This is a genomic window from Klebsiella sp. CN_Kp073, assembly GCF_040065495.2.
In the GTDB taxonomy this organism is placed as follows: domain Bacteria; phylum Pseudomonadota; class Gammaproteobacteria; order Enterobacterales; family Enterobacteriaceae; genus Klebsiella; species Klebsiella aerogenes.
This window is the reverse complement of record NZ_CM198051.1, coordinates 2,943,986-2,965,342: the sequence shown is the minus strand read 5'-3', so window position 1 is coordinate 2,965,342 and position 21,357 is coordinate 2,943,986. Positions and strand designations below refer to the sequence as shown.

20 protein-coding genes are annotated in these 21,357 nt (G+C 50.4%); 9 read left to right on the top strand and 11 right to left on the bottom strand.

Going from position 1 to position 21,357, the window contains the following annotated elements; all coding sequences use genetic code 11:
* Position 1: 1 nt before the first annotated feature.
* Positions 2-901: a LysR family transcriptional regulator gene (locus ABLV66_RS14295; RefSeq protein ID WP_316423330.1), complete on the bottom strand. Its 900-nt coding sequence runs from the start codon at positions 899-901 to the stop codon at positions 2-4.
* Positions 902-1,196: 295 nt separating this feature from the next.
* On the opposite strand from ABLV66_RS14295, the gene ABLV66_RS14290 reads away from it, so the two are divergent.
* Together ABLV66_RS14290 and ABLV66_RS14285 are read left to right on the top strand one after the other, a co-directional pair.
* Entirely contained in the window at positions 1,197-2,426 is a 1,230-nt protein-coding gene (locus ABLV66_RS14290) for an MFS transporter (protein ID WP_316423331.1), read from the top strand.
* 13 nt (positions 2,427-2,439) lie between these two features.
* Positions 2,440-3,468 carry an alpha/beta hydrolase gene (locus ABLV66_RS14285; RefSeq protein WP_047046608.1) on the top strand — a complete coding sequence of 343 codons (1,029 nt, stop codon included), beginning with the start codon at positions 2,440-2,442 and terminating at the stop codon, positions 3,466-3,468.
* Between the two features lie 266 nt (positions 3,469-3,734).
* On the opposite strand, the gene ABLV66_RS14280 is transcribed toward ABLV66_RS14285, so the two are convergent.
* The 3 genes from ABLV66_RS14280 to ABLV66_RS14270 form a co-directional block, all read right to left on the bottom strand.
* A complete protein-coding gene (locus tag ABLV66_RS14280; protein ID WP_045396209.1) occupies positions 3,735-4,241 on the bottom strand; it encodes an SRPBCC family protein in 507 nt (168 codons plus the stop codon).
* Positions 4,242-4,374: 133 nt separating this feature from the next.
* A complete protein-coding gene (locus ABLV66_RS14275; protein WP_348877070.1) occupies positions 4,375-5,283 on the bottom strand; it encodes a LysR family transcriptional regulator in 909 nt (302 codons plus the stop codon).
* 199 nt (positions 5,284-5,482) lie between these two features.
* Positions 5,483-6,382: a LysR family transcriptional regulator gene (locus ABLV66_RS14270; protein ID WP_032709936.1), complete on the bottom strand. Its 900-nt coding sequence runs from the start codon at positions 6,380-6,382 to the stop codon at positions 5,483-5,485.
* A 129-nt stretch (positions 6,383-6,511) separates the two neighbouring features.
* Between ABLV66_RS14270 and ABLV66_RS14265 the strand changes: the two genes are divergently transcribed.
* Positions 6,512-7,084: a flavin reductase family protein gene (locus ABLV66_RS14265; protein ID WP_047046604.1), complete on the top strand. Its 573-nt coding sequence runs from the start codon at positions 6,512-6,514 to the stop codon at positions 7,082-7,084.
* Positions 7,085-8,039: 955 nt separating this feature from the next.
* On the opposite strand, the gene ABLV66_RS14260 is transcribed toward ABLV66_RS14265, so the two are convergent.
* On the bottom strand, positions 8,040-8,441 hold the full coding sequence (locus tag ABLV66_RS14260; protein ID WP_015705171.1) for a RidA family protein: 402 nt from the start codon (positions 8,439-8,441) through the stop codon (positions 8,040-8,042).
* A 138-nt stretch (positions 8,442-8,579) separates the two neighbouring features.
* On the opposite strand from ABLV66_RS14260, the gene ABLV66_RS14255 reads away from it, so the two are divergent.
* Positions 8,580-9,182: a TetR/AcrR family transcriptional regulator gene (locus ABLV66_RS14255; protein WP_015705172.1), complete on the top strand. Its 603-nt coding sequence runs from the start codon at positions 8,580-8,582 to the stop codon at positions 9,180-9,182.
* A gap of 315 nt (positions 9,183-9,497) precedes the next feature.
* Here the strand turns inward: ABLV66_RS14255 and ABLV66_RS14250 are convergent, their stop codons facing one another.
* The gene (locus ABLV66_RS14250) at positions 9,498-9,716 is read right to left on the bottom strand and encodes a DUF7661 family protein (RefSeq protein WP_015366962.1); all 219 of its coding nucleotides are present in this window, start codon (positions 9,714-9,716) and stop codon (positions 9,498-9,500) included.
* Positions 9,717-9,918: 202 nt separating this feature from the next.
* Entirely contained in the window at positions 9,919-10,275 is a 357-nt protein-coding gene (locus tag ABLV66_RS14245; protein ID WP_161798772.1) for an ASCH domain-containing protein, read from the bottom strand.
* Between the two features lie 338 nt (positions 10,276-10,613).
* Here ABLV66_RS14245 and ABLV66_RS14240 point away from each other — a divergent pair, with 338 nt between their 5' ends.
* The 3 genes from ABLV66_RS14240 (at position 10,614) to relB (ending at position 12,944) form a co-directional block, all read left to right on the top strand.
* The gene (locus ABLV66_RS14240) at positions 10,614-11,162 is read left to right on the top strand and encodes a GNAT family N-acetyltransferase (protein ID WP_032707855.1); all 549 of its coding nucleotides are present in this window, start codon (positions 10,614-10,616) and stop codon (positions 11,160-11,162) included.
* Between the two features lie 252 nt (positions 11,163-11,414).
* Positions 11,415-12,035, top strand: coding sequence for a histidine phosphatase family protein (locus ABLV66_RS14235; protein WP_071647597.1), 621 nt, complete (start codon positions 11,415-11,417; stop codon positions 12,033-12,035).
* Positions 12,036-12,359: 324 nt separating this feature from the next.
* Positions 12,360-12,944, top strand: a complete 585-nt coding sequence (relB, locus tag ABLV66_RS14230) for a type II toxin-antitoxin system RelB family anti-toxin (RefSeq protein WP_015705175.1) — start codon at positions 12,360-12,362, stop codon at positions 12,942-12,944.
* 19 nt (positions 12,945-12,963) lie between these two features.
* Here the strand turns inward: relB and ABLV66_RS14225 are convergent, their stop codons facing one another.
* Positions 12,964-13,407 carry an acetyltransferase gene (locus ABLV66_RS14225; protein WP_348877069.1) on the bottom strand — a complete coding sequence of 148 codons (444 nt, stop codon included), beginning with the start codon at positions 13,405-13,407 and terminating at the stop codon, positions 12,964-12,966.
* A gap of 357 nt (positions 13,408-13,764) precedes the next feature.
* Positions 13,765-15,366, bottom strand: coding sequence for an aldehyde dehydrogenase family protein (locus tag ABLV66_RS14220; protein ID WP_348877068.1), 1,602 nt, complete (start codon positions 15,364-15,366; stop codon positions 13,765-13,767).
* 278 nt (positions 15,367-15,644) lie between these two features.
* Between ABLV66_RS14220 and ABLV66_RS14215 the strand changes: the two genes are divergently transcribed.
* Complete coding sequence (locus ABLV66_RS14215; RefSeq protein WP_074165853.1) at positions 15,645-16,652, top strand: AraC family transcriptional regulator; 1,008 nt, start codon at positions 15,645-15,647, stop codon at positions 16,650-16,652.
* Between the two features lie 220 nt (positions 16,653-16,872).
* Here the strand turns inward: ABLV66_RS14215 and fdhF are convergent, their stop codons facing one another.
* Positions 16,873-19,023 carry a formate dehydrogenase subunit alpha gene (gene fdhF / locus ABLV66_RS14210; RefSeq protein ID WP_047046592.1) on the bottom strand — a complete coding sequence of 717 codons (2,151 nt, stop codon included), beginning with the start codon at positions 19,021-19,023 and terminating at the stop codon, positions 16,873-16,875.
* Between the two features lie 244 nt (positions 19,024-19,267).
* On the bottom strand, positions 19,268-20,359 hold the full coding sequence (locus tag ABLV66_RS14205) for a malate/lactate/ureidoglycolate dehydrogenase (protein WP_015705181.1): 1,092 nt from the start codon (positions 20,357-20,359) through the stop codon (positions 19,268-19,270).
* 371 nt (positions 20,360-20,730) lie between these two features.
* On the opposite strand from ABLV66_RS14205, the gene ABLV66_RS14200 reads away from it, so the two are divergent.
* Positions 20,731-21,354 (top strand): DUF2272 domain-containing protein, encoded by a 624-nt coding sequence (locus ABLV66_RS14200; RefSeq protein ID WP_080957264.1) that lies wholly within the window; start codon positions 20,731-20,733, stop codon positions 21,352-21,354.
* The last annotated feature ends 3 nt before the right edge of the window (positions 21,355-21,357 follow it).

Here is a 21,357-nt window from a genome sequence, read left to right as displayed (position 1 = left end):
TCTAAAGTTTCCCGTTCATGCGCAGCGCATCAACAACGAGTGAAAAGGCAGGGGAAGGCTGCTTGCGGCTGGGATAATAAAGATAGTAGCCCGGAAAAGGATGACACCAGGACTCAAGCACCCGCACGAGACGACCTTCTCTGATGTGTGAGCCGAATTCCTCTTCAGGTAAAAAGGCGATGCCTAACCCGGCCAGGGCGGCGTCGACAACATGATCCGACGTGTTAAACGTCAACTGTCCATTAACCCGGACGTTCAACTCTCCTCCCACGCGATCGAATTCCCAGACATAAATCCCGCCGGAGCGGACCATGCGCAAATTAATACACTGATGCTGCGTCAGCTCATGAGGCGTTTGCGGCTGCGGGTATCGCGCGAAATAATCTGGCGAGGCGGCTGCGGCCATGCGTAGTTTCGGGCCGATTGGCATCGCTATCATATCTTTATCAATCGTATCGCCAAGCCGCACGCCCGCATCAAACCGATCCGCCACGATGTCCCGGAATCCGTGATTAGCATCGAACTCAATATGAATATCCGGATATTCGCGGAGCAGCGGCGCAAGCTTGGGCAGCAGGGTCGTCTTCAGCACGTTCGGCCCGCAGGTGATGCGGACGGTGCCTGCAGGCTTGTCCCGCAGTTCAGTCAGCATGTCCAGCTCAGCCTCTATCTCGTCAATACGGTGGCCCACCGATTGCAACAGGCGCTCCCCGGCGGCCGTTGGGGACACACTGCGGGTGGTCCGCGTTAATAGTCGGATTTGCATTCGTTCTTCCAGTCCGGAAATCGCCTGGCTTAGCGCAGGCTGGGTCACGCCAAGCTGCGCGGCGGCGCGCGTGAAGCTACCTTCCCGCGCCACGGTGACGAAAGAGAGTAAATCGTTGAGGTTGCGTCTTGCCATGTTGGTTTCCGGGCTATTTATAAATTTTACTTATAAGGCTATTAAGCATTCATTAGCTAGTTTCACTGCTGCCTATTGGTAACAATAATGCGATGAAAAAGTCAACGCTAAACGAGATGGAAAATGCTCACCGTAAAACGCCACTGCTGATGATCCTCTCCGCCGGGCTCAGGGCTGTGGATTGAGCCGTCGCGCCTTCCATATCCATCGTTCTCTTTAACTCACGCGCTTATCCCCCACGTCGCCGTTTCAGGAGGGGAAGGGCATCGCATTATCAACAGAAAAGAAAGGCTAAATGCGTAATCAGAAAACTGAAACCAGAAATCAGAACGGAGCCAGTGAAAAACAACAGGCGCACTGGGGCGGCGTGTTTGCTATGACGCTGTGCGTCTTCGCCCTGATTGCCTCCGAATTTATGCCGGTCAGCCTCCTGACATCGATGGCGCAGTCCCTGAAGGTCACCGAAGGTATGGCCGGGCAGGGAATTGCCATTTCCGGCGCGTTTGCGGTGATGACCAGCCTGTTTATTTCCCGACTGGCAGGCACGCTTAATCGAAAAACGCTGTTGCTTGGCCTGACGTGCATCATGGCTCTTTCCGGGGGCGTCATTGCGATGGCACCTAATTACCTGACCTATATGACGGGCCGGGCCCTGATTGGCATCGTGGTCGGCGGGTTCTGGTCGATGTCGGCGGCAACAGCGATGCGTCTGGTGCCGGTGCACCGTGTTCCGCTGGCCCTGGCCATTTTTAACAGCGGCAACGCGCTGGCAACCGTTGTGGCCGCGCCTCTGGGCAGCTGGCTGGGTTCCGTCATCGGCTGGCGGGGGGCCTTTTTGTGCCTGTTACCCGTCGCCATCGTCGCGTTTATCTGGCAACTGCTCAGCCTGCCCTCGATGCCGGTTACCCGCCAGCCAGCGGGGGCCGGCAACGTCTTCACACTGTTACGCCGCCGGGTGGTCATGTTGGGCATGCTGGGAGTGGGGATCTTCTTTATGGGGCAGTTCACGCTCTTTACCTATATCAGACCTTTCCTTGAGACGGTCACGAAGGTAGACGCCTCAGCGGTGACTCTCATCCTGCTGGTTATCGGGATGGCGGGTTTCATCGGCACCACGCTGATTGGCCGGGTATTGAAGCGCGGATTCTACTCGACGCTAATGGCGATTCCCGTGCTGATGGCGATCGTCGCGCTGGCCCTGATCGCGTTTGGCAGCCAGGCAGCCATCGTGACGGCCTTGCTCGGGCTGTGGGGGGTTATTTCAACCGCTGCGCCCGTGGGATGGTGGGCATGGGTTCCACGCACGTTCCCTCAGAATGCCGAAGCGGGCGGCGGGCTGATGGTGGCGATGGTGCAATTGTCCATTGCGCTGGGATCCACCGTGGGGGGCGTGCTGTTCGACCATCATGGCTACCAGAGCACCTTTCTGGCCAGCGCCGCGATGTTGATTATCGCAACCGTACTGATATTCCTGACCTCACGTGCAGACGCGTCTGCCGAGGGTCTTTCATCACACTCGTCCTGACAAGGAAACTATCATGAATAAATTTGCGTTAGCCCTGGGAATGTTCATCAGCGCATTTGCCGCCTCGGCGGCGGATATGTCCAGAGGCGCTGATAACTTTTATAAAAGCGAAAAAGTGACGCAGCAGAAAGTCACTTTTAAAAATCAGTATCAAATGAACGTGGTTGGCAATCTGTTTGTCCCGAAAACGTTAAATCAGAACGCCAAAAACCCGGCGATCGTCGTTGGTCATCCAATGGGCGCGGTCAAGGAACAAAGCGCAAACCTATACGCGCAGAAGCTGGCGGAGCAGGGGTTTGTTACGCTGGCGATCGATCTCTCGTTCTGGGGGGAAAGCGAAGGCAAGCCGGGGCACCTGATTTCACCAGAAATCTACGCGGATGATTTCAGCGCGGCGGTGGATTACCTCAGTACACAATCGTTTATTGATCCAGAAAATATCGGCGTGCTGGGCATCTGCGGTAGCGGAAGTTTTGTCATCAGCGCCGCGAAAATTGACCCGCGTATGAAAGCTATCGCCACCGTCAGTATGTATGACATGGGCGCCGCGTTTCGTAACGGCCTTAACCACTCCCAGACGCTGGAACAGCGTAAGGCCTTTATCCAGTCGGCCATTGAGCAGCGGTTTGCCGAGTTCAAAGGAGGAGAGAAAGCATACATTCCGGGCACTGTGAATAAGCTGGACGCTTCCACGCCGGAAATTCAGCGCGAGTTCTTTGATTTCTACCGTACCGAACGCGGCGGTTATACCCCGCAGGGCGAGAAAGAGGAACTGACGACCAAACCGATGCTGAGCAGTATCGGTAAGTTTATGAACTTCTATCCGTTCAATGATATTGAAACCATTTCGCCGCGTCCGATGCTCTTTATTACCGGTGACCAAGCCCATTCAAAAGAGTTCAGCGAGGACGCCTTTAAACGCGCCGGTCAGCCTAAAGAGCTGTATGTCGTTCCGGGGGCAGGGCACGTCGATCTGTATGACCGCACGGACGTGATCCCCTTCGACAAGCTGACGGACTTTTTCCGCAACAACCTGAAATAACGCGTGGAAATGGGTTGTATCAACAGCTACCGGCCTTCGGGTCGGTAGGGGGGCGTAATTTGAGCAAAAGGACAAAATGCTGCCGCATCACTGAGAGTTGAAATGTCTGTGTAGTGCCAGGAGGGGACATTACAGAGATGGCTGTGTGGTGTCACTTGCGGGGGTTACATGATTTACCTGTAATCAAGTGCCATAGCAAACGGGCAAATATTCTTGAGGCTGCGGGGAAGTGCAGCCTCAGTGATATGACTGTGGAAAGCGGTTTATTATTTCTTTGCTGCTCGAATCAGGCCGTCAAGCCATTCCTGATGACCATTAAGCATTGGGTTCGGGCGGGTATTGGCCAGATCTTTTGCCGGGACTCCGTTCTGTGTTTCCTGCGTTAGGATACGGACCCTATGACCGGAAAGATCCTCCAGTAGCCACGCATGATGGACATCGAGTCGTTGAGCGGTATCTTTTTCACCGGCCCATCCGTGCCATGCCAGGCGAGCAGGTTTACCCTCAGCAGGTGGAACAAACTCCACAACCTGAGCTTCAACTGGGAAACCAAACGTGCTGAAGTAGAAGCGAACCCCATTTTCCAATTCTGGACCTTTGTTGTCATAAAAGCGCACATCGGCGGAATTTTTATAGTATTCCGGCCATAGCAGTGGCTGACACAGGAGCGGCCAGACATCATTGACGTTCAGACCTGAGATGATCATTTCATTAGAAACAAAGTTATCGGTAAAACCCGGAATAAAGCCTTCAGGCCAGTTAATCGCGTTCATAAATTTCTCCAATTGCTATAGTTGAGTGTACTGCGTGTGTCATTACGGCAGTAACGTGATGACAGTGATTATTGGTGCAATGGAGTTATAAGGCGAATTGTCATTACTTATATTCTTAATAAGATAAATTATATCAGGGCGCGGGATGTTGGCTTACTTCTGCGCATAAAGCACGAATCCACTGATGACTTGGGTCACGATGGGTTCGCTCATGCCAGGCCATGCTCTTGGTAAAGCCGGGTACTTTCAGGGGCAAAGGGAGAATGATGAGATCGTTGTTAGTCAAGACCATGCGGTGAGGTACAACTACAATCATATCAGTCACTTGCAATATATCAGGTATCACCTGAAAACTGTTAACTGACATGCCTACTCGTCGTGTCAGACTGAGCTTAGCCAGTGCTTCATCTGTAACACCGGTGAAGTTACCTTCTGATGACACCAAAATATGTTCCTGTTTGCAAAATTGTTCGAGCGTCATTTCCGAACTCGCTGCCAGAGGATGATGACGTCGTGCTACGCAGACATAATCTTCTTCATAGAGCGCTCTTCCATGCAGGTCTTCGGGGGTTGTTTGCGGTGTTATCAAAGCCAGATCAACTTCACCCCGAGACAACTGCTGATACATTCGCTCATTGTCCACGGGCCGCACGGCGATTTTAATATTCGGTGCACGTTGTTTTAGCTCAGCCATCAACGGAACGACAACAGCCTTAAGTGCATAGTCCGTTGCTACGATGGTATAAGTCAGCTCCGCCGCCATAGGATCAAATTGCTTTGGTTTCAGCATGATAGCGATATCGGTGAGTATTTGTTTCACCGGCATAGAAAGTTCGGTGGCCCGCATTGTGGGAACCATACCGTGACTGGTGCGAACAAAGAGGGGATCGTCAAAATAATCACGCAAGCGAATAAGCATGCCACTGACGGCAGGTTGTGTCAGGGAGAGGCGCTGCGCAGCCCGGGTCACGCTTCCTTCATCCAGTAATGCATCAAGGGCCTTAAGAAGGTTAAGGTCGAGGGTTCTCATATCATTTTTCATAGTGAAGTAGCCTGACAGATATAAAATTTTAATTCAGGCTAAATGCTCGGGAAAAGGTTGTCTAGAAGGTTTATGAGTGTTTTCCTTTTGGTGATCTTTTAGTTTTGGCTGGTAACCTTTGTAAAGATAAATCCGCTCTTCGCTTACGGCAGACCTGAGTTTGTCCGCTCCGTGCCAGAGGCGGACGTTGAGGAGAATGTTATTTTGATGCGAAATATTTGCGTAATATTTTTTCTAATAGCGAGAAAACGACCGTCACCCTTTTTGGAGTAATCAGCTGGTAAGGCCGATATAAATAAAATTGCCATTTCTCCTGTCGCAGTTCTGGCAGTGGGGGAACAAGTTGGCCGCTTGTTAAGTACTCCCTACAAATAAAATCGCTGGATTGTACAACTGTTTTCCCGGCCAAGGCAGCCTGAATTTCGGCGTATGGGTCTGTTGTATAAAACTCGATATGACGAGGGACAAAAGTATTCACTGCGTCACTCATAAACTCAAATAATTTTCCTGTATCAGGGTTAATTAAACCACTAAATGGATAACGCTGCCGAAGATCTTCTAAATCAGTTGGTGCTCCCAGGCGTGCAATGAGTTCAGGGGATGAGACTAAAATATGTTCAACTTGCCCGATGTTTTTAATGATAAAGTTAGGATTAGGTTCTCGCCCTACGCGTATACCTATATCGATACGATGCTCTATAGTATCAAGTTTCATCATATCTAAACGCCAGTCGATAAATAACTCAGGATAGGGACGTAGTGCAGTCAATAGTTCATACAATATTTGTTCATGATTTGGAAATCGAAGTAATGTGATACGAACAATACCCTTCATTTCATTATCATCTTTCGCCGTCTGAAATAGTTTTTCAGAATCCTCCAGCAGTCGCTTCGCTTGGGGTAAAAATAGCTCGCCGAAACTGGTGAGAAAGATCGAACGAGTATTGCGTTTGAAAAGAGGTTCACCAAGTTGTTTCTCCAGCTCAGCGACTGTCCGCGTGACTACTGATGGTGAAACCGACAGCTTGGTTGCTGCTTCGCGGAAGTTCAGGGTATCAGAGGCGATGATAAAAAACTTTAGAGCATCAAGTTTGTTCATGATTGTTGTGAAAATTGCAATAATGTATTTTGATAATAGCAATTAATTTGCAACTATTCCAGTCATATAATCGAACAATCAAATAAGTAACCTGTCTTAATTTTTTATCAGAACTCAAAAGAGTAAATTATGTCAATTCAACCAGTAGAGTTAAACAAAGCCTATCGTTTATTGCAGATCGGGCCAACAACAATGATATCGGCTAAAAATGATGGCATTGAAAATGTCATGGCAGCGGCTTGGGTGGGATTAATAGGCAATAACAAAGTGATGGCTTTTATAGGTCCACAGGCATTTACTCGTGGGCTTGTAGAAAAAAGCGGATATTACGTTGTCCAGATCCCAGTAGTAAATCAGATGGAAATGGTTTTATATGCTGGGGGCAACAGTTATTCTGACACACCCGATAAAAACAGTAAAATTCCACTGTTTTATCAGAAAGAGTTTGATCTGCCTTTAGTTGAAGGTTGCGTTGGTTGGCTAGTCTGTAAGGTCATACCCAATGAAGAAAATGAAAAGCAGCACAACTTGTTCATGGGGGAAATTGTCGGAGCATGGAGCGATGACCGCGTTTTCAGAAATGGGCACTGGATTTTTGATGATGCGCCTGATGAATTACGTACTGTCCATTACGTAGCTGGCGGACAGTTTTACGCCATTGGCAAAGGTACAAAATTTAATTATGGTCCAGGAAAAGACTAATCCTTACCTCTGTCTCAATGTAGCCATATAACATGGCTACATTGAGGTAGTAGCATAAAAAAATAATTAAGATGTCCGCTTCTCGTTCACTGCGGACCTCCAGCTAAGTTCGCCTTGTCATAACAGGAAAGCCCATTATACACGTGTATAATGGGCTTTCCTGTGCTGATTCGTTGGCTTGCTTCCCTTCATTATTAAGTGATGCCACCATTGAGAACCTGTTCCATAGGTAAGCATGACAGCTCTTCGCTCACAGTGGCCTTTCTGCTCAGTGAATCCGTCCACTCCGTGCCAGAGATAACCTCTTGATCTCAATAATAAATGGCATCTAATTTGTCCTGACTGATGCGGGATGACAGCACCTGATGGCGCTATTTTCGCTCGCTGTATCTCGGCAAGGTATCCGCTTTATCCTGGCTGTAACCATCAATAGTTTGAGGAGAGGGGATAAGTACCGTTGTACTTTTATCATAACTCCTGCTTTTGAGTTTCATATATTAAACAGAGATCAAAACCACGTACACCCATACGACGGCCTTATTACAGCAGAGCACAGAATCCGGGCACAATAAAACAATCTAAGCCGCTGAGGGCAGGTCAGTTGTATATAGGCGGTTTGAGCACCTGTGGAAAAATTGAATATTTAGCGCTGTTTCGTCAATACCCAGAAGCCCAGAAGTATAATAGTTTACCTGTGTAGAGCAAATTGCACCCTGACCATATGAAAAGGGGGTAAAAAGTGTCATATCGATATGGAATGGATTCGTATGAGTCTCAGGGGCATTATAGCGAAATACCATATCACGTTGAAACATGTGCAAGAGCTGACTGCAGAGCTTAAAAAAAGAAAATATTCACTCGATTGGATGAAGTGAATGCCGAAGCCAGACTTAGCTGACCTGGTGGCGGGTTTACACACAGATATCGGAGCTCGTGATATCTGTGTGTGAAGTTTTTAAAGCTGATGTTCCGGAATCCGGGCGATAACCTTTATCTCAAAATCAAATCCCGCCAGCCAGTTAACCCCCACGGCTGTCCAGTTGGGATATGGCGGCTTCGGAAAAACGGTTTGTTTCACCTGCATAATGGTTGAAAACTGACTCTCCGGATCGGTATGAAAGGTTGTCACATCGATAAGATCTTCAAACGAACATCCTGCGGCGGTAAGAGTGGCCTTGAGGTTTTCAAAGGCACGTTCTACCTGCGTTGCAAAGTCGGGCTCAGGACTACCATCTTCCCGGCTACCCACCTGACCGGATACAAACAGTAAATCACCAGAGCGGATCGCAGCAGAATAACCATGCTTCTCATAGAGAGCGTGGCGATTCGCCGGGAAAACAGGTTTCGGTTGGTTCATAACGTATCCTTTTTTCGGATGTGTGAAGCCGTGCGTGACATAAATAAATCAATTAATATACGCAGTGTATGTAAACTTAACCACACATACGCGGCGTATGTCAAATTTCATACGCTGCGTATATTGCAAGGAGTCCGCATGGCTGCCAAACGCCGCGCCGAAACGATGGAAGAAACCCGCACGAAGTTGATTACAGCCGCACGAAAAGCCTTTGCCGAAAAAGGGTTTGCAGCAGCATCAATGGATGATTTGACTGCCAGCGTTGGCCTGACGCGTGGGGCTCTGTACCATAATTTTGGGGACAAAAAAGGGTTGCTTGCCGCTGTGGTTGCCCAGATTGACTCAGAAATGGCACAAAGTGCCAAGAGTGCAGCGACACAGTTCAGGGATGACCAGCAAAAGCTTCTGGCTGAAGGGATAGCCTATATCAGAATGGCTCTGGATGAAGAAGTCCGGCGTATCGTTCTGCTTGATGGCCCGGCTTTTCTTGGCGATCCTACGAAATGGCCGAGTCAGAACAACTGCCTTGACGCCACCCGAGAGAGCATTTCAGATCTGATTGAACGCGGCTTAATCAAGCCGGTAGATGTGGATGCTACCGCCTGGCTGCTAAATGGAGCTGCACTGAATGCCGCTCAGTGGGTGGCTGCCAGTGAAGATCCGCAGCATGCTTTACCAAAAGCGATTCAGGTTTTCACCCTGCTGGTAAATGGCCTGCTGGAAGAGGGCAAGCACCCATAACCTCCATTCTCAACCTGAAGGTTCGTTAATAAGTTGAGCTCCGTGCCGCTTGTTCCGGCTTCGATTCTCTCGGGTCAGTAATTCAGTCTGAAAATCACATAAGGCCGGTTCAATACGGCCTTCACGAATCTTGATAGTAAAGAATTTTGTGTAGCAATGTTTTACCAGATTTTTCGGACGTTACAATACAGCCAGCCCGATTGTGTATAAACAGGCCCGAGAAGCTAAACTCCACCTTTCATTCATAGAGATCGTACGGCTATTCAGGCAGTCCGCGTCGCGCCAGAAGCGGATATTGATAATTTGATCAATTAATTATTCGATGCGTTTAACATCTGGATGACGTTCGGTTGCAGCTTCATGGAAAATATCATCTAACCAGCCTGCAATTTCATCTTCTGCCAGATCATCTGGAATAACAACGTCATAGATACGGGAATACTTTCTTTCTGTCAGATCTACTCGAAAAACCAACCAGCACTCATTCTTACGCAGAATGCCAAGGTATCGACCAAAGACATTATAAACCAACATGTTATACCTCCAGTAATGTCAATCAAACCACACGTTATATTACTTCGAATAAGAAAGGCAGAGAATAAATCCTGCATTCGTTAGAGGACAACATCTTCTTTTGTCATGACAGTTCTGGTGATCCTGCATGCTGACCGCTTCGTGCCAGGAGCGGACGTTTATGAAAAGGGTGATAGATAAACATCAGCAATTTTATCTCCGATTACAGCACCTCAACCACTTCGAATTCTTCTGCGATCAACTCCATATCCTCAGAAAAATGACCTTCACGGATGAAAAATCGCTGATGCTCTTTCTTCCAGTATTCAAGACTTAAATCGCCTTCACCCTCTTTGCGAGCGAACTCCTCATTAATATCGCAAAAACGCACCAATTGTAGCGAAACCAGCCGGATCACGCATACCGGGACATTCTGTCCATCAAGAATTATGTTATAGCTGCCAATCCTCGGAGCAGATTCTTCCTGTTGGTAAGAGGCAAAAGATCCACAAGAGGCCGTTTTGATTCCTTTTTTAATAAGGTTAGCAAGCTCGCTTGCCAGTTCTGGACTGTCTCCCATTTGCCAGGCCCCTGCGCCTGGATATTTCATTTCTATTTCCCTAAGCTTAACCATTAATGCATCTGCCTAACCGTTGATGAAAAAAGTAATAATAGTATTAGCGTTAATGGGGTCACCATTAACAGTAATACGTTACCTCAGATAGTGTGGTTTGCTCTTCGCTCAGACTGGAGCTTAAACTCAGTTGGTTCATCCGCGCAGTGCCAAAAACTGCCCCTGACTGCTTGTTAACCGCGCCTCCTATTGTATAGATATTTTCTGTACATCAAGATACATTGAGATAGCTATTTAATGGCTTAAATAGTAATAGACACTAAGTTCAGGAAGGAAAAGTGCTGATGCCAATACCTATTCTCTATACAGAACGCTTACTGTTAAAACCATTATCCTCAGAAGATGCCTCACAAATTCAGATACTTTATCCTCGCTGGGAGATTGTTCGGTACATGGTCTCATCAGTACCGTGGCCCTATCCGGATAATGGCGCCGAGAATTATGTCAATAACGTTGCCTTGCCTGATATAGCAAATGGAATCGCTTGGATCTGGACTATTAGGCATCGTGAAACACCTGACAACATGGTAGGTTTAATCTGTCTTTATGATGTTGAGGATAACAACCGAGGATTTTGGTTATCTCCGGAGCATCAGGGCAAAGGTTTTATGCGTGAGGCCTGTAACGCAGCTACAGATTATTGGTTCAATTCCTTAAATAAGACTATATTGCGTGCGCCGAAAGCGGCTCTCAATAACCGCTCCAAACGTATCTCACAAAGCAGTGGCATGCGGCTCATTAGGACTGAAAAGAAAGCATATGTCAGCGGTCTGCTGGATTCCGAGCTATGGGAAATCACACGTGATGAATGGAATGCTCGTAAAGGTGGCTGATAAGCTGATGGCATGTCCGCTAATCGCTCCCAGCGGACCTTCAGCTTCGTTAACACGTCCGCTCCGTGCCAAAAGCGGAAGTTAACTACGGATAAAATTCAGCGCCCCACACCCAGAGCCGCTGCATAACGGCAATAAGCTACACTTGTTCATTATTTCCACAACAGAAAAGCCTTCCGCTGCTTCAACGGTGTGTGTTTGACATCGCGCAGTTGGGACATTTTGATCAACAACGAGCATGGCCAGCTAACGATGAAATTGATACTTGTTCGACACGCAGAAACAGAGTGGAATTGGGAAGGAATTATTCAGGGGCACAGCGATAGCTCCTTGACCTGTCGGGGTTTGCGTGAAACATCCCTCCTACTAGCAGCGTTTAGTGCAAGTGAGTATCAAATAGAGCGTGTTTACGCTTCTCCGCTTGGGCGTGCCTGGCAAATGGGGCAAAGCCTGGCTGAACACTTTCATTGTTCACTGACGGCTGAACCGGCCCTTAAAGAGCAGGCCTTTGGTCAGTTTGAAGGTATGCCGTTAGAACTACTCAGACAAAAACATCCAAACTATGCAAATGCATTATTCAGGCTTGATGCAGAGTATTGTCCACCAGGGGGGGAGTCACTGGCGCATGCTTCTCAGCGAGTTATGCGTTTTTTACAAAACCTGGAAGATACCTCATCACATCAACAAACAATATGTATTGTGTCTCACGGGCATGTCAGTCAGGGCACTCTGGCAATTCTTAAAGAAGGGACTGTCGATAGTTTCCCTCGCTATGCTCATCCCAATGCAAGTTATTCTGTTATCGACCTGATTAATGGAAAATGTATTGGCCTAAAGTGGGGGATTGCTACACATTTACGTCACCTGAATTAGTGGCTACCTTCCAGGCATTGAAAACCCATCCTGCCAGAGTCATCATTATTTAAGCACAATGTTCACTCCTCGCTGTGAGTTCAACGGGTCGATGCAACGCTATCCTTAATCAAGGGGGGGACGTTGCTATGAAACGAAGAACTCGGATTAACTTACCTGCGTTTTACCGGGAGCGCGCATCGCAAACTCATGCTCTACTGATGACGTGGGTGCTAAAGATAATTATCCACTCATTGAAACCTGACTTTTTCACACTGACACAATCAATGATTCCAGCCTAATTGAGGTAATGGCATAATCAGGCTGGCGAAAGTGAGGGTGAAAATGGATAAAACAGCGAAAAATCAGATAGTAGATAGCGACATTGCACAGTTATTACTAAAGCACAGGAAAGCTCGTAACTGGACGGTAACGGAGCTTGCTCAACGCTCAGGCGTGAGCCAGGCGATGATTAGTAAGATTGAACGAGGCGTCTCCAGCCCCAGCGCGACTATCCTTAGTCGTTTAGCGAACGCCATGAATATTACGCTATCAAAACTTTTCGCCGAGCTTGAGCAACATCAGAACTCGCTGGTTCGTTTCGCTCACCAGCAGCAGCATTGGACAGATGAACAATCAGGCATTATTCGTTGGACATTGTCCCCGGCGGGCGCCAGTCCGGAACTGATAAAAGTTGAAATCCCTGCAATGGGTCAACTGACGATCCCCGCCTCCGCTATTGAGCATCTTTGCGGGCAAACACTTTGGATGCTGAGCGGCAACCTTGATTTTAGGGTCAATCATCAGACTCATCATTTGCAAGCGGGTGATTGTCTTGCTCTTACCTTTGCAGGCGAGTGCCAAATGACTAACCCGGATAGCGAACAGAGCTGTACATACATCGTTGCGTTTAGCCAAAAAAACAGATGATATTTCCCCTGCCAAACGGTTAGACGCCATTCCCTTTACGCAGATGCAGCAGGGGATAAGGTCTTCCCTGACTATCCTGCCCGGAGCGCCCTGAAACCTGGAAGCCCATATGTTGATAAAACCCGACAGCCCGTTGGTTTTGTTCATTGACGTCGACGCTTAAATCAGGATGAAGAGCAAGGGCATGGGATATCAACTGTTTGCCGACGCCAAACCCGCGAGCAGCAGCATCTACGAACAGTGCCTCCAGATGACCATCATGTAAAAACATAAATCCGAGTGGAAGGTCTTCATCATTTGTCGCTACCCATACAGGGATTTCTGAAAAAAAACCGACCACCTCTTTTTCGATCTCTTGCCGGTCATGTGTTGTCAGAAAATCGTGCGTAGCATCTACAGAACTTTTCCAAATCTGGATGATGTCTTCCGCTTCAGAAGGTCGTGACATTCTGATTTTTATCATTTTATTTTCCTTAAAGTGGACATGGTTTGGGGTAATTACCTACAAAAACAATCCCATTAATTTACTATGGTGTAATTAAATTCACAATAGTGATGATGTCGCCATGTCTATCGTTGCTAGACTCACTTTCAGGTGCAGAATGCCACGACCGGCTCTGGCCTGATAGCGCTCGAACTGGCGTACAAGCCGTTCGAGCGTATGGAAAGCCGCGATGAGTTCCGATTTATTGTTGTGGAGCTCACCCTATGCATGTCCTCAAGGTCGTAGTCACTGCCCCGGCTATGAAGCAGACTCGCTACAAGATAGTCGAGTAAAGGGCAATGGATAATGCCTTTCAGGCCGATGCGTTCTACTGATTCAGAAATCTTTTTTACGGAAGCTATCGCGGATGGCGTCCCCCATCAGACAGGTCAGGTTCATCCAGGTAGGCTCGACTGCGAAATTCGCCATGTTTCCAGCCATATTGTCGAACGCTCGCTTGTTGGTGTACAGCATGTGCCCTGGTGACATAAACTTTGTCTCCATGATCGATTTCTCAACGTTCTCGTAATTGAGTAGGTTGCCAAAGTTGCCGCGACCAGAAACGAACGTCTTGCCTGCCTCATTTCCACCCCAGGTAAGATAGGGGTTGAGAAAAATGAAGGACGGCATGCTGTTGATGGCGACCGCACCATATTCCAGGTCAGACACCGCTTGCTCGAGTAATTTCTGATGGGCCTTTCTGGTGTCCTCATCGATAAGTATCGCACTGGCGAGCGTGCCCAGGAGCTGGGTGTTGGCGAACTTGACGGCGCCGGGGAGGAAGTGCGCGGCATTGGCTGGCAGATCTAGCGGCACCTCAGCGAGCACCAGGCTGAACGCTTCATGTGAAGTGGCGTAGCCACCGGGCTCAACGTCTGTTAGTAATATGACGTCGGAATGCGGATACTTGCCGCCCTCGGGGCTCAGTACTTCCGCATCGGGATAGGCCTGTCGAAAACCATCCACGACCTTGTCGGCGCCGGGGTAGTACATACCCATGGCCGGAGTAGTCTCCGAGATAGCGACCCGCAGCGCGTCGAGGAATTCCTTGCGCTGCGGCCAGTGTTTGCTTGTCACCAGAGTCTGGGGACGACCGCAGTTCGCGCCACCATTGAACTTTGCCATGGTGGCTATCTGCACTGCCTGATGCTCAATTTCCTTCTTTGTCCATGGCCGGTCGCCCGGCACGATGATGCATGGGTTATTGCCGCCGCATTCGGAGATAAGCGGCGTCTCTGTCGCTGACATGATAGCCTCGGCCGTTGCGGTTCCACCTGTAAAGTAGATCCGGGAGAGGCGGGGATCTACTGTCAGGTCTTGTCCCCGATCGGCGTCGCAGAAGCTCAGAACGCGCCGATCGATCAGCGGCTGCATGATCTTCGCCCAAATCCTGTCGGTTTCTTCGTTCAGGTGATGCGGTTTGTGTACGACTGTACAGTTCTCGAAGAAGATCGCTTTCAACACCTCGAGCGCTGAGCTGTAGTTGCCGGCACCCAGCACGGCAATAATACCCGCGGGCTTTTCCATCGGATTGATTTGTTTCGGTGCGCCTTTCACACGGATGCGACTCTTCTGATCCGCGTACATCAACTTGTCCTTCCGCTCCTGCGGAAAGACATAAATGTCGTAGAGATCCTCACTCACTTTTTCCACGCTCAGCGGCTGTGGCATCTTGCCGTCGAGGATGGATTCATAAAGGATGATGGCTGCCGAGACGGTACTCGCCATAGGAACGACGGTAGCAACCTTTGACATTGGGTATGAAAAAAGAGGCGCACCGAGGATGCCATTCTTCATTTTGCTGTCGGCGAAGGCGAGGTCATCACCGTACTTCTTCAGGTTTGCACGGATTTCCTCCAGCAGATGCAAACGTTCTGCGGGAGATGTTGTAGTCCATTTTTGGGGATCCAGTTGGTCGATAGCTTCGGTAGCATTCATTGGGATTTCTCTATTGTTCAGATTGGACCGTCAGGACTGGTGGAACGTGCCCTGGCTGGTGTGATGTTTTCATCTCACTATAGGAAGCAAGCCGCGACAACGCTCTGGCAATCCGCGCCAATTTTAATGCGAGAGATGCCAGCACAGGGAGTGAGTCGCGGATGTTACAGGTTGGCGCAACGTGCAGTCATTGTGGCGCGGTTTGACGGGGGTTAAGCGCACGACTGCTCTATACTCTGAGCGTCGGTTGAATGAGCAATAGTGACGGAGTGCTGAAGGTGCAAAACAAAACTTTTCCCATGGATATTGGCTGGCTGGCAATACTGAAGGACTTAGGTGTTCAGCCTGGCCATGTATTACGTCGGGCCGGCCTTCCAGACGATTTACTCTCCCGTACAAGACAGGGGCTTTCTGGCGAAGACTATTTTCGTTTCTGGCGCGCTTTAGAGGCTGAGGCAAGTGATGCCATTTTTCCCTTACGCCTCGTCGAGACTCTCTCGGCTGATTCTTTCAACCCACCGCTGTTCGCTGCCCTGTGCAGCACGAATCTGGTACAGGCTATGCAGCGCCTCGCCAAATACAAGCAACTTGTGGCGCCCATGAGCCTGGAAGTCAATACGGGTGACGCAGGCGAGCTGGTCGTGACGCCTCGCTGGTTGTCGATACAAACCGCGGTACCTCACTCGCTGCAAGTGGCCGAGATTGCGTTTTTCGTGCGACTAGCCAGACTGGCTACCCGTGAGCACATTAAGGCGCATCGCGTTATCCTGCCGGAACTTCCGTCCAGTCGTTATCTCCGGCGTTACGAGAATTTCTTCGGCGTACCTGTGCAAAAGGGAGAGTATCCAGCAATCGCTTTCGCCGCTGTGGATGCTTTGCGTCCATTCCTCACGGTCAACGAAAGCATGTTTCACGCGTTCGAACCCGATCTTCGTCGACGGCTCAGTGAACTTGATTCGACGGCGTCGACGGCGGAACGCGTGCGTGCTGTCTTACTTGAGCTGTTGCCTGGTAACGCGGCTACCATTGAGAAGGCCGCGGAACGACTGGGTTTGAGCAAGCGTACGCTTCAACGTCGGCTTGAGGAGGAGGGGGAAAACTTTCGCGCCCTGGTCAATATGGTGCGGGAGAGCCTTGCCCGACATTATCTGGCAAATACCACGATGTCCGGCGCAGAGATCGCTTTCCTCCTTGGATTCGAAGATCCCAATTCCTTTTATCGCGCATTCCAGGGGTGGACTGGAAAAACACCTGACAGCGTCCGTCATGCCATGCGCTTGAATTGAGGAAAAACACACCATGTCTAAACTTACCGAACAACGGAAAGTCCTGCTTGCTGGCGCCACAGGGCTGGTGGGCGGCTATATACTTCAGTCCCTGCTGGCAGGTCCCTGAGCGGTACAAAAGATTTTCACAAAGTCGTCCTGCCAAAGAAGGCCTATTTTGATGTCAATCCAGACAGCGTCAGATTCCAGGGAGAAGCTAAGCCTCCCCCTGAATTCACCCTCAGGCGTTAGCCGCCGCCTTTAACCGCGCCTTCATCAGACTATAGGTCGTCCAGGCGTACCGTTCCGCCCAGTCCTGGTCGGCAATGGCCTCGACCTTCACCGCGCAGTACTTGGTTTCCGGCGTTTTCGAGATAGGATCCAGATTATCCTGGGTCAGCTCATTACAGGCGCCGACCCACCACTGGTAGGTCATGTACACCGCGCCGGGGTTGATACGCTCGCTGAGATCGGCGCGAGTCATCACTTTGCCGCGCCGCGAACTCACCCATACCAGCTGACGATCGGCGATACCTGCCCGCTCGGCATCGGCTGGGTGCATCTGTATCCGGCCCGGTTCGTCCGCCAGCGACTGCAGCGCGGCGCAGTTGCCGGTCATTGAACGGCAGGAGTAATGTCCGACTTCGCGCACCGTGCAGAGCACCAGCGGGAAATCATCGTCCGGCGTTTCCGCCGGCGCGCGCCACGGCGCGGCGAACAGTTGCCCTTTGCCCGATGGGGTATCAAAGTGATTATCCTGATACAACCACGGCGTACCGGGGTGATCGAGCGTCGGGCACGGCCACTGCACGTGGCCCATATCGCCCATTTTCTCCCAGGTTACGCCGTAGAACAGCGGGCAGAGTTCACGCATCTCATCCCAGATTTGCTGGTTACTGGCGTAATGCATCGGATAGCCCATCTCGCTGGCCAGCAGGCTGATAATTTCCCAATCGCGTTTCACGTTACCTGTGGGAGAAATAGCCTGCTCGAAACGCTGGAAGCCGCGGTCGGCGCAGGTAAAGACGCCGCCGTGCTCGCCCCAGGACGTCGCCGGCAGCAGTACGTCAGCCACTTCCGCCGTTTTGGTCATAAAGATATCCTGCACCACCACGAAATCCAGCGCCTCCATCCCTTTGCGTACCAGACCCAGGTCAGCCTCGGTTTGCAGCGGATCCTCGCCCATGATGTAGTAGGCTTTGATTTCTCCCGCCAGCGCTTTATGCGGGACTTCGGTGATACGAGTGCCGATTTGCGTATCCATCATCGCCGGATCGATGCCCCAGGCATTGGCGAATTTGGCGCGCACCGCGGCGTCGGTGACATCCTGATAGCCCGGGAACTGGTTGGGTAATACGCCCATGTCGCAGGCGCCCTGAACGTTATTTTGTCCGCGAACCGGGCCGACGCCGACGTTAGGCCTTCCGAGGTTGCCGGTCAGCAGCGCGAGGCTGGCGAGACCACGAACGACATCAACCGCCTGGCCGAACTGGGTTACGCCCATTCCCCACATAATGGTGGCGGAAGGGGCGGCGGCGAAGGTACGCATCGCCCGCCGGATAGCCAGCGCCGGGACGCCGACCAGTGCTTCCACGGCTTCGGGAGAGTAGTCTTTCACCGCTTCGCGGTAGGCCTCCAGCCCTTCGGTATAACGCTCAACGTAATCGTGGTTGTAGAGATCTTCCTCCAGCAGGACGTGGGCGAAGGCGTTGACCAGCGCCATATTGCTGCCGTTGTTGAGTTGCAGATGCTGGTCGGCGATGCGGGCGGTTTCAATGCGCCGCGGATCGCAGACGATGATTTTCGCGCCGTTATCGCGGGCTTTGAGCACCCGTCGCGCCACGATAGGGTGAGAATCGGCGCAGTTGTAGCCAAAGACCAGCAGGCATTTTGAGTTCTCGATATCGCTTATTGAGTTACTCATCGCGCCATTGCCGAGTGAAGCCTGCAGTCCGGCGACCGACGGCCCGTGGCAAACGCGGGCGCAACAGTCGACGTTATTGGTATTGAGTACCGCTCGGGCGAATTTCTGCATCACATAGTTGGTTTCGTTACCGGTGCCGCGGGACGATCCGGTGGTCATGATGGCTCGCGGCCCGTACTTGGCTTTGATCTCGCTGAGCTTAGCGGCGGTGTAGCGAATCGCTTCTTCCCAGCTGACCGGGGTGAACGGGCCGCCTTTCTGATAACGAATCATCGGTTGCTTGAGGCGAGGCGTGAGAAGCTGCGTGTCATTGAGGAAATCCCAGCCGTAGTAGCCTTTCAGGCATAGCTGGTTTTGATTGGTGACGCCGTCGGCGGCTTCGGCGCGAATGATTTTATCATTTTCGACAACCAATTTGAGTTTACAACCCGCCCCGCAATAGGGGCACACGCTGGTAATTTTATTCATCAGTAACAGACCTGTTAACAGTGAAGATAGGGCGATAGCGCGCCGGGCCCGGCAGGCTACCGTCAGCAAACGCGCGACGTCGATCGTCGTGCGATGCAGTTCGATTGCATAATGCGTGCCAAAGTGAAAATAGCGCTGATGACGCGGGATGAAGGTGATGAAGACGTGGGAAAATCACTGACGTCGTCACAAGTGACGATGACGCGGGACGCCGTGGCTGACGATCGCCCCGCGGGGACTGAGGTTAAGCGTTAACTTCCATATTTTGCTGCAGTTGGTTCAGCGTCTCTTGCGACATGCCGGCCTGCCGCGCGGCGGCGCAGATCGCCTGCCAGCTACTGGCATCGAGCGGAATACCGTTTGCCAACCGCTGCTGACGATTGGCCGCTTCCCACTCTCCAGGCGCCAGAATAGGCGTATCGGCATCATGCGGCGACTGTTTACACCAGTCGATAAAGGCCTCGGTTTCGCGCTGCATCTGCGGCGCATCGAAGGCTTCAGGGCTGAGAATAATGGTAGTCATGCAGTTGAAGATGGCGTCGACGCAGCCCTGCAGGCTGTCCTGATGGGTCGTTTGCCCGCCTGAGACCGCACCGCCGAGTACTTCACAGAGCGTCGCCAGGGCATAGCCTTTATGTTGAGCAAAAGTGAGCAGGGCGCCAAGCGGCGAGGTCTGCATCACCGCCGGATCGGTGGTCGGTTCGCCGCGAGAGTCAATCAATGAGCCGGCAGGCACCGCTTCGCCTTTATGCCATGCGACGCGGGTTTTGCCAAAAGCGATGGCGCTGGTGGCGTAATCGAGCAGCAGCGGCGGATGGCCTTCACGCGGGAAGACCACGCAGAGTGGGTTAGTGCCGAAGCGACTATCTTTGCCGCGAAATGGCGCCACCATCGGGTCGCCGACGACGCTAACGAAATGAATGGATATTAACCCCTGCGCCGCGCATTGTTCCGCCCAGTAACCGATGCGCCCGATATGGTGAGCATTGCGCAGCGCCACGGCGGCGAGGCCGTGCTGTTTGGCTTTTTCAATCCCCAACTGCATGGCTTCATGGGCAACGACCTGGCCAAAACCGGCGTTGCCGTCGAGGGTGACGACGGCGCCGGCGTCTTTCATCACGCTGGCATGGCGGTTAAGTTGCAAAAAACCTTCGCTATGGGATTTTACGTAGCTCGGGATCATGCCGACGCCGTGGGAATCGTGTCCGGCAAGGTTGGCGGCGATCAGGTGGTCTGCGACCAGCGCGGCTTCGGTTGGCGTACTGCCCAGCTGCGTGAACAGTGTAGTGACGAAGTGGTGTAGCTCCGTGGGGCGAAATCGATGTCCTGTAGGCACGGATAGTCTCCTCGATGTATGTTGTTGTTTTGTTGCGTTTGCCGTTCCATGCTGCGCCGCGAGGCGCAGAAGATCAAGGAGCTAGCAGTAGAATTTAGGTTTAGACATAATAAATCGGTATGCTTGTTCGTGTAAAAAATAACCGATATATCATATGGATACGATCTTCTTAGCAAAGTGTTATTTAGAGAAGATAGTAAATAGCGATACCGCCTTTATTTCTTGAGGCTTTATATCTAGAGTTATATTTGTGACGCATTAAATGCGCACCAGGCATTCGCCTGCATACCAATAAATATGCCAGAGTATTTTCTTAATAGCATGGAAAACTAACATTAATGATATTCTACTTTATCATATAGAGGTTTATTATGCCGATTTCTGCACAGCAATTATCTAAGGTTGTTATTAATGAGTGGGATAGATGGGGAACCTACCCAGGAACGCCGAATTTAAAATCCCAACATTTGGAGTCACAGGCTAAGTTCTCGCCTATTGTTCATCAATACTGGCAATCTATAGGTGCTGATTTGGACGGTACGAGCCCTTATGCATGGTCGGCTGCTTTTATTTGTTTTTGTATAAAACAGATAGGCTATACTGGCCATGATTTTCCACTAAAATCGTATCATTCCGAATATTGCGCCTATATCTATGCGGGGAAATATCCAAAATTTTCATTGTTAGATCCAGAACTTACCCCGGTGCAAGTAGGCGATATCATTTGTAAAAGACGGCCTGATGCAAATGGCAATTATCATGAGCCATTAACCTACTATAGTGCAATTTCTTTTTATAATAACATTCTTGTTGACGATAGTAATAATTTTGATTCTCACAGTGATATTGTTATTGAGGTTAACAATGGTACGATTTTAGCTGTAGGGGGAAACGTTAGCGATGCAGTTGCTTCATCAACCTATGATCTGACAAGTAATGGCGGACTGAACATGAATGATGCTCCTTTTTTAGCTATTATTAGAATAAACTCATAATAG

Coding starts and splice junctions, on each gene's coding strand:
- ABLV66_RS14240 (WP_032707855.1), top strand. CDS start 10,614: ATGCCAATACCTATTCTCTATACAGAACGCTTACTGTTAAAACCATTA.
- ABLV66_RS14285 (WP_047046608.1), top strand. CDS start 2,440: ATGAATAAATTTGCGTTAGCCCTGGGAATGTTCATCAGCGCATTTGCC.
- ABLV66_RS14270 (WP_032709936.1), bottom strand. CDS start 6,382: ATGAACAAACTTGATGCTCTAAAGTTTTTTATCATCGCCTCTGATACC.
- ABLV66_RS14220 (WP_348877068.1), bottom strand. CDS start 15,366: ATGAATGCTACCGAAGCTATCGACCAACTGGATCCCCAAAAATGGACT.
- ABLV66_RS14280 (WP_045396209.1), bottom strand. CDS start 4,241: ATGAACGCGATTAACTGGCCTGAAGGCTTTATTCCGGGTTTTACCGAT.
- relB (WP_015705175.1), top strand. CDS start 12,360: ATGGATAAAACAGCGAAAAATCAGATAGTAGATAGCGACATTGCACAG.
- ABLV66_RS14290 (WP_316423331.1), top strand. CDS start 1,197: ATGCGTAATCAGAAAACTGAAACCAGAAATCAGAACGGAGCCAGTGAA.
- ABLV66_RS14225 (WP_348877069.1), bottom strand. CDS start 13,407: ATGATAAAAATCAGAATGTCACGACCTTCTGAAGCGGAAGACATCATC.
- ABLV66_RS14295 (WP_316423330.1), bottom strand. CDS start 901: ATGGCAAGACGCAACCTCAACGATTTACTCTCTTTCGTCACCGTGGCG.
- ABLV66_RS14235 (WP_071647597.1), top strand. CDS start 11,415: ATGAAATTGATACTTGTTCGACACGCAGAAACAGAGTGGAATTGGGAA.
- ABLV66_RS14245 (WP_161798772.1), bottom strand. CDS start 10,275: ATGGGAGACAGTCCAGAACTGGCAAGCGAGCTTGCTAACCTTATTAAA.
- ABLV66_RS14275 (WP_348877070.1), bottom strand. CDS start 5,283: ATGAAAAATGATATGAGAACCCTCGACCTTAACCTTCTTAAGGCCCTT.
- ABLV66_RS14265 (WP_047046604.1), top strand. CDS start 6,512: ATGTCAATTCAACCAGTAGAGTTAAACAAAGCCTATCGTTTATTGCAG.
- ABLV66_RS14260 (WP_015705171.1), bottom strand. CDS start 8,441: ATGAACCAACCGAAACCTGTTTTCCCGGCGAATCGCCACGCTCTCTAT.
- fdhF (WP_047046592.1), bottom strand. CDS start 19,023: ATGAATAAAATTACCAGCGTGTGCCCCTATTGCGGGGCGGGTTGTAAA.
- ABLV66_RS14250 (WP_015366962.1), bottom strand. CDS start 9,716: ATGTTGGTTTATAATGTCTTTGGTCGATACCTTGGCATTCTGCGTAAG.
- ABLV66_RS14255 (WP_015705172.1), top strand. CDS start 8,580: ATGGCTGCCAAACGCCGCGCCGAAACGATGGAAGAAACCCGCACGAAG.
- ABLV66_RS14200 (WP_080957264.1), top strand. CDS start 20,731: ATGCCGATTTCTGCACAGCAATTATCTAAGGTTGTTATTAATGAGTGG.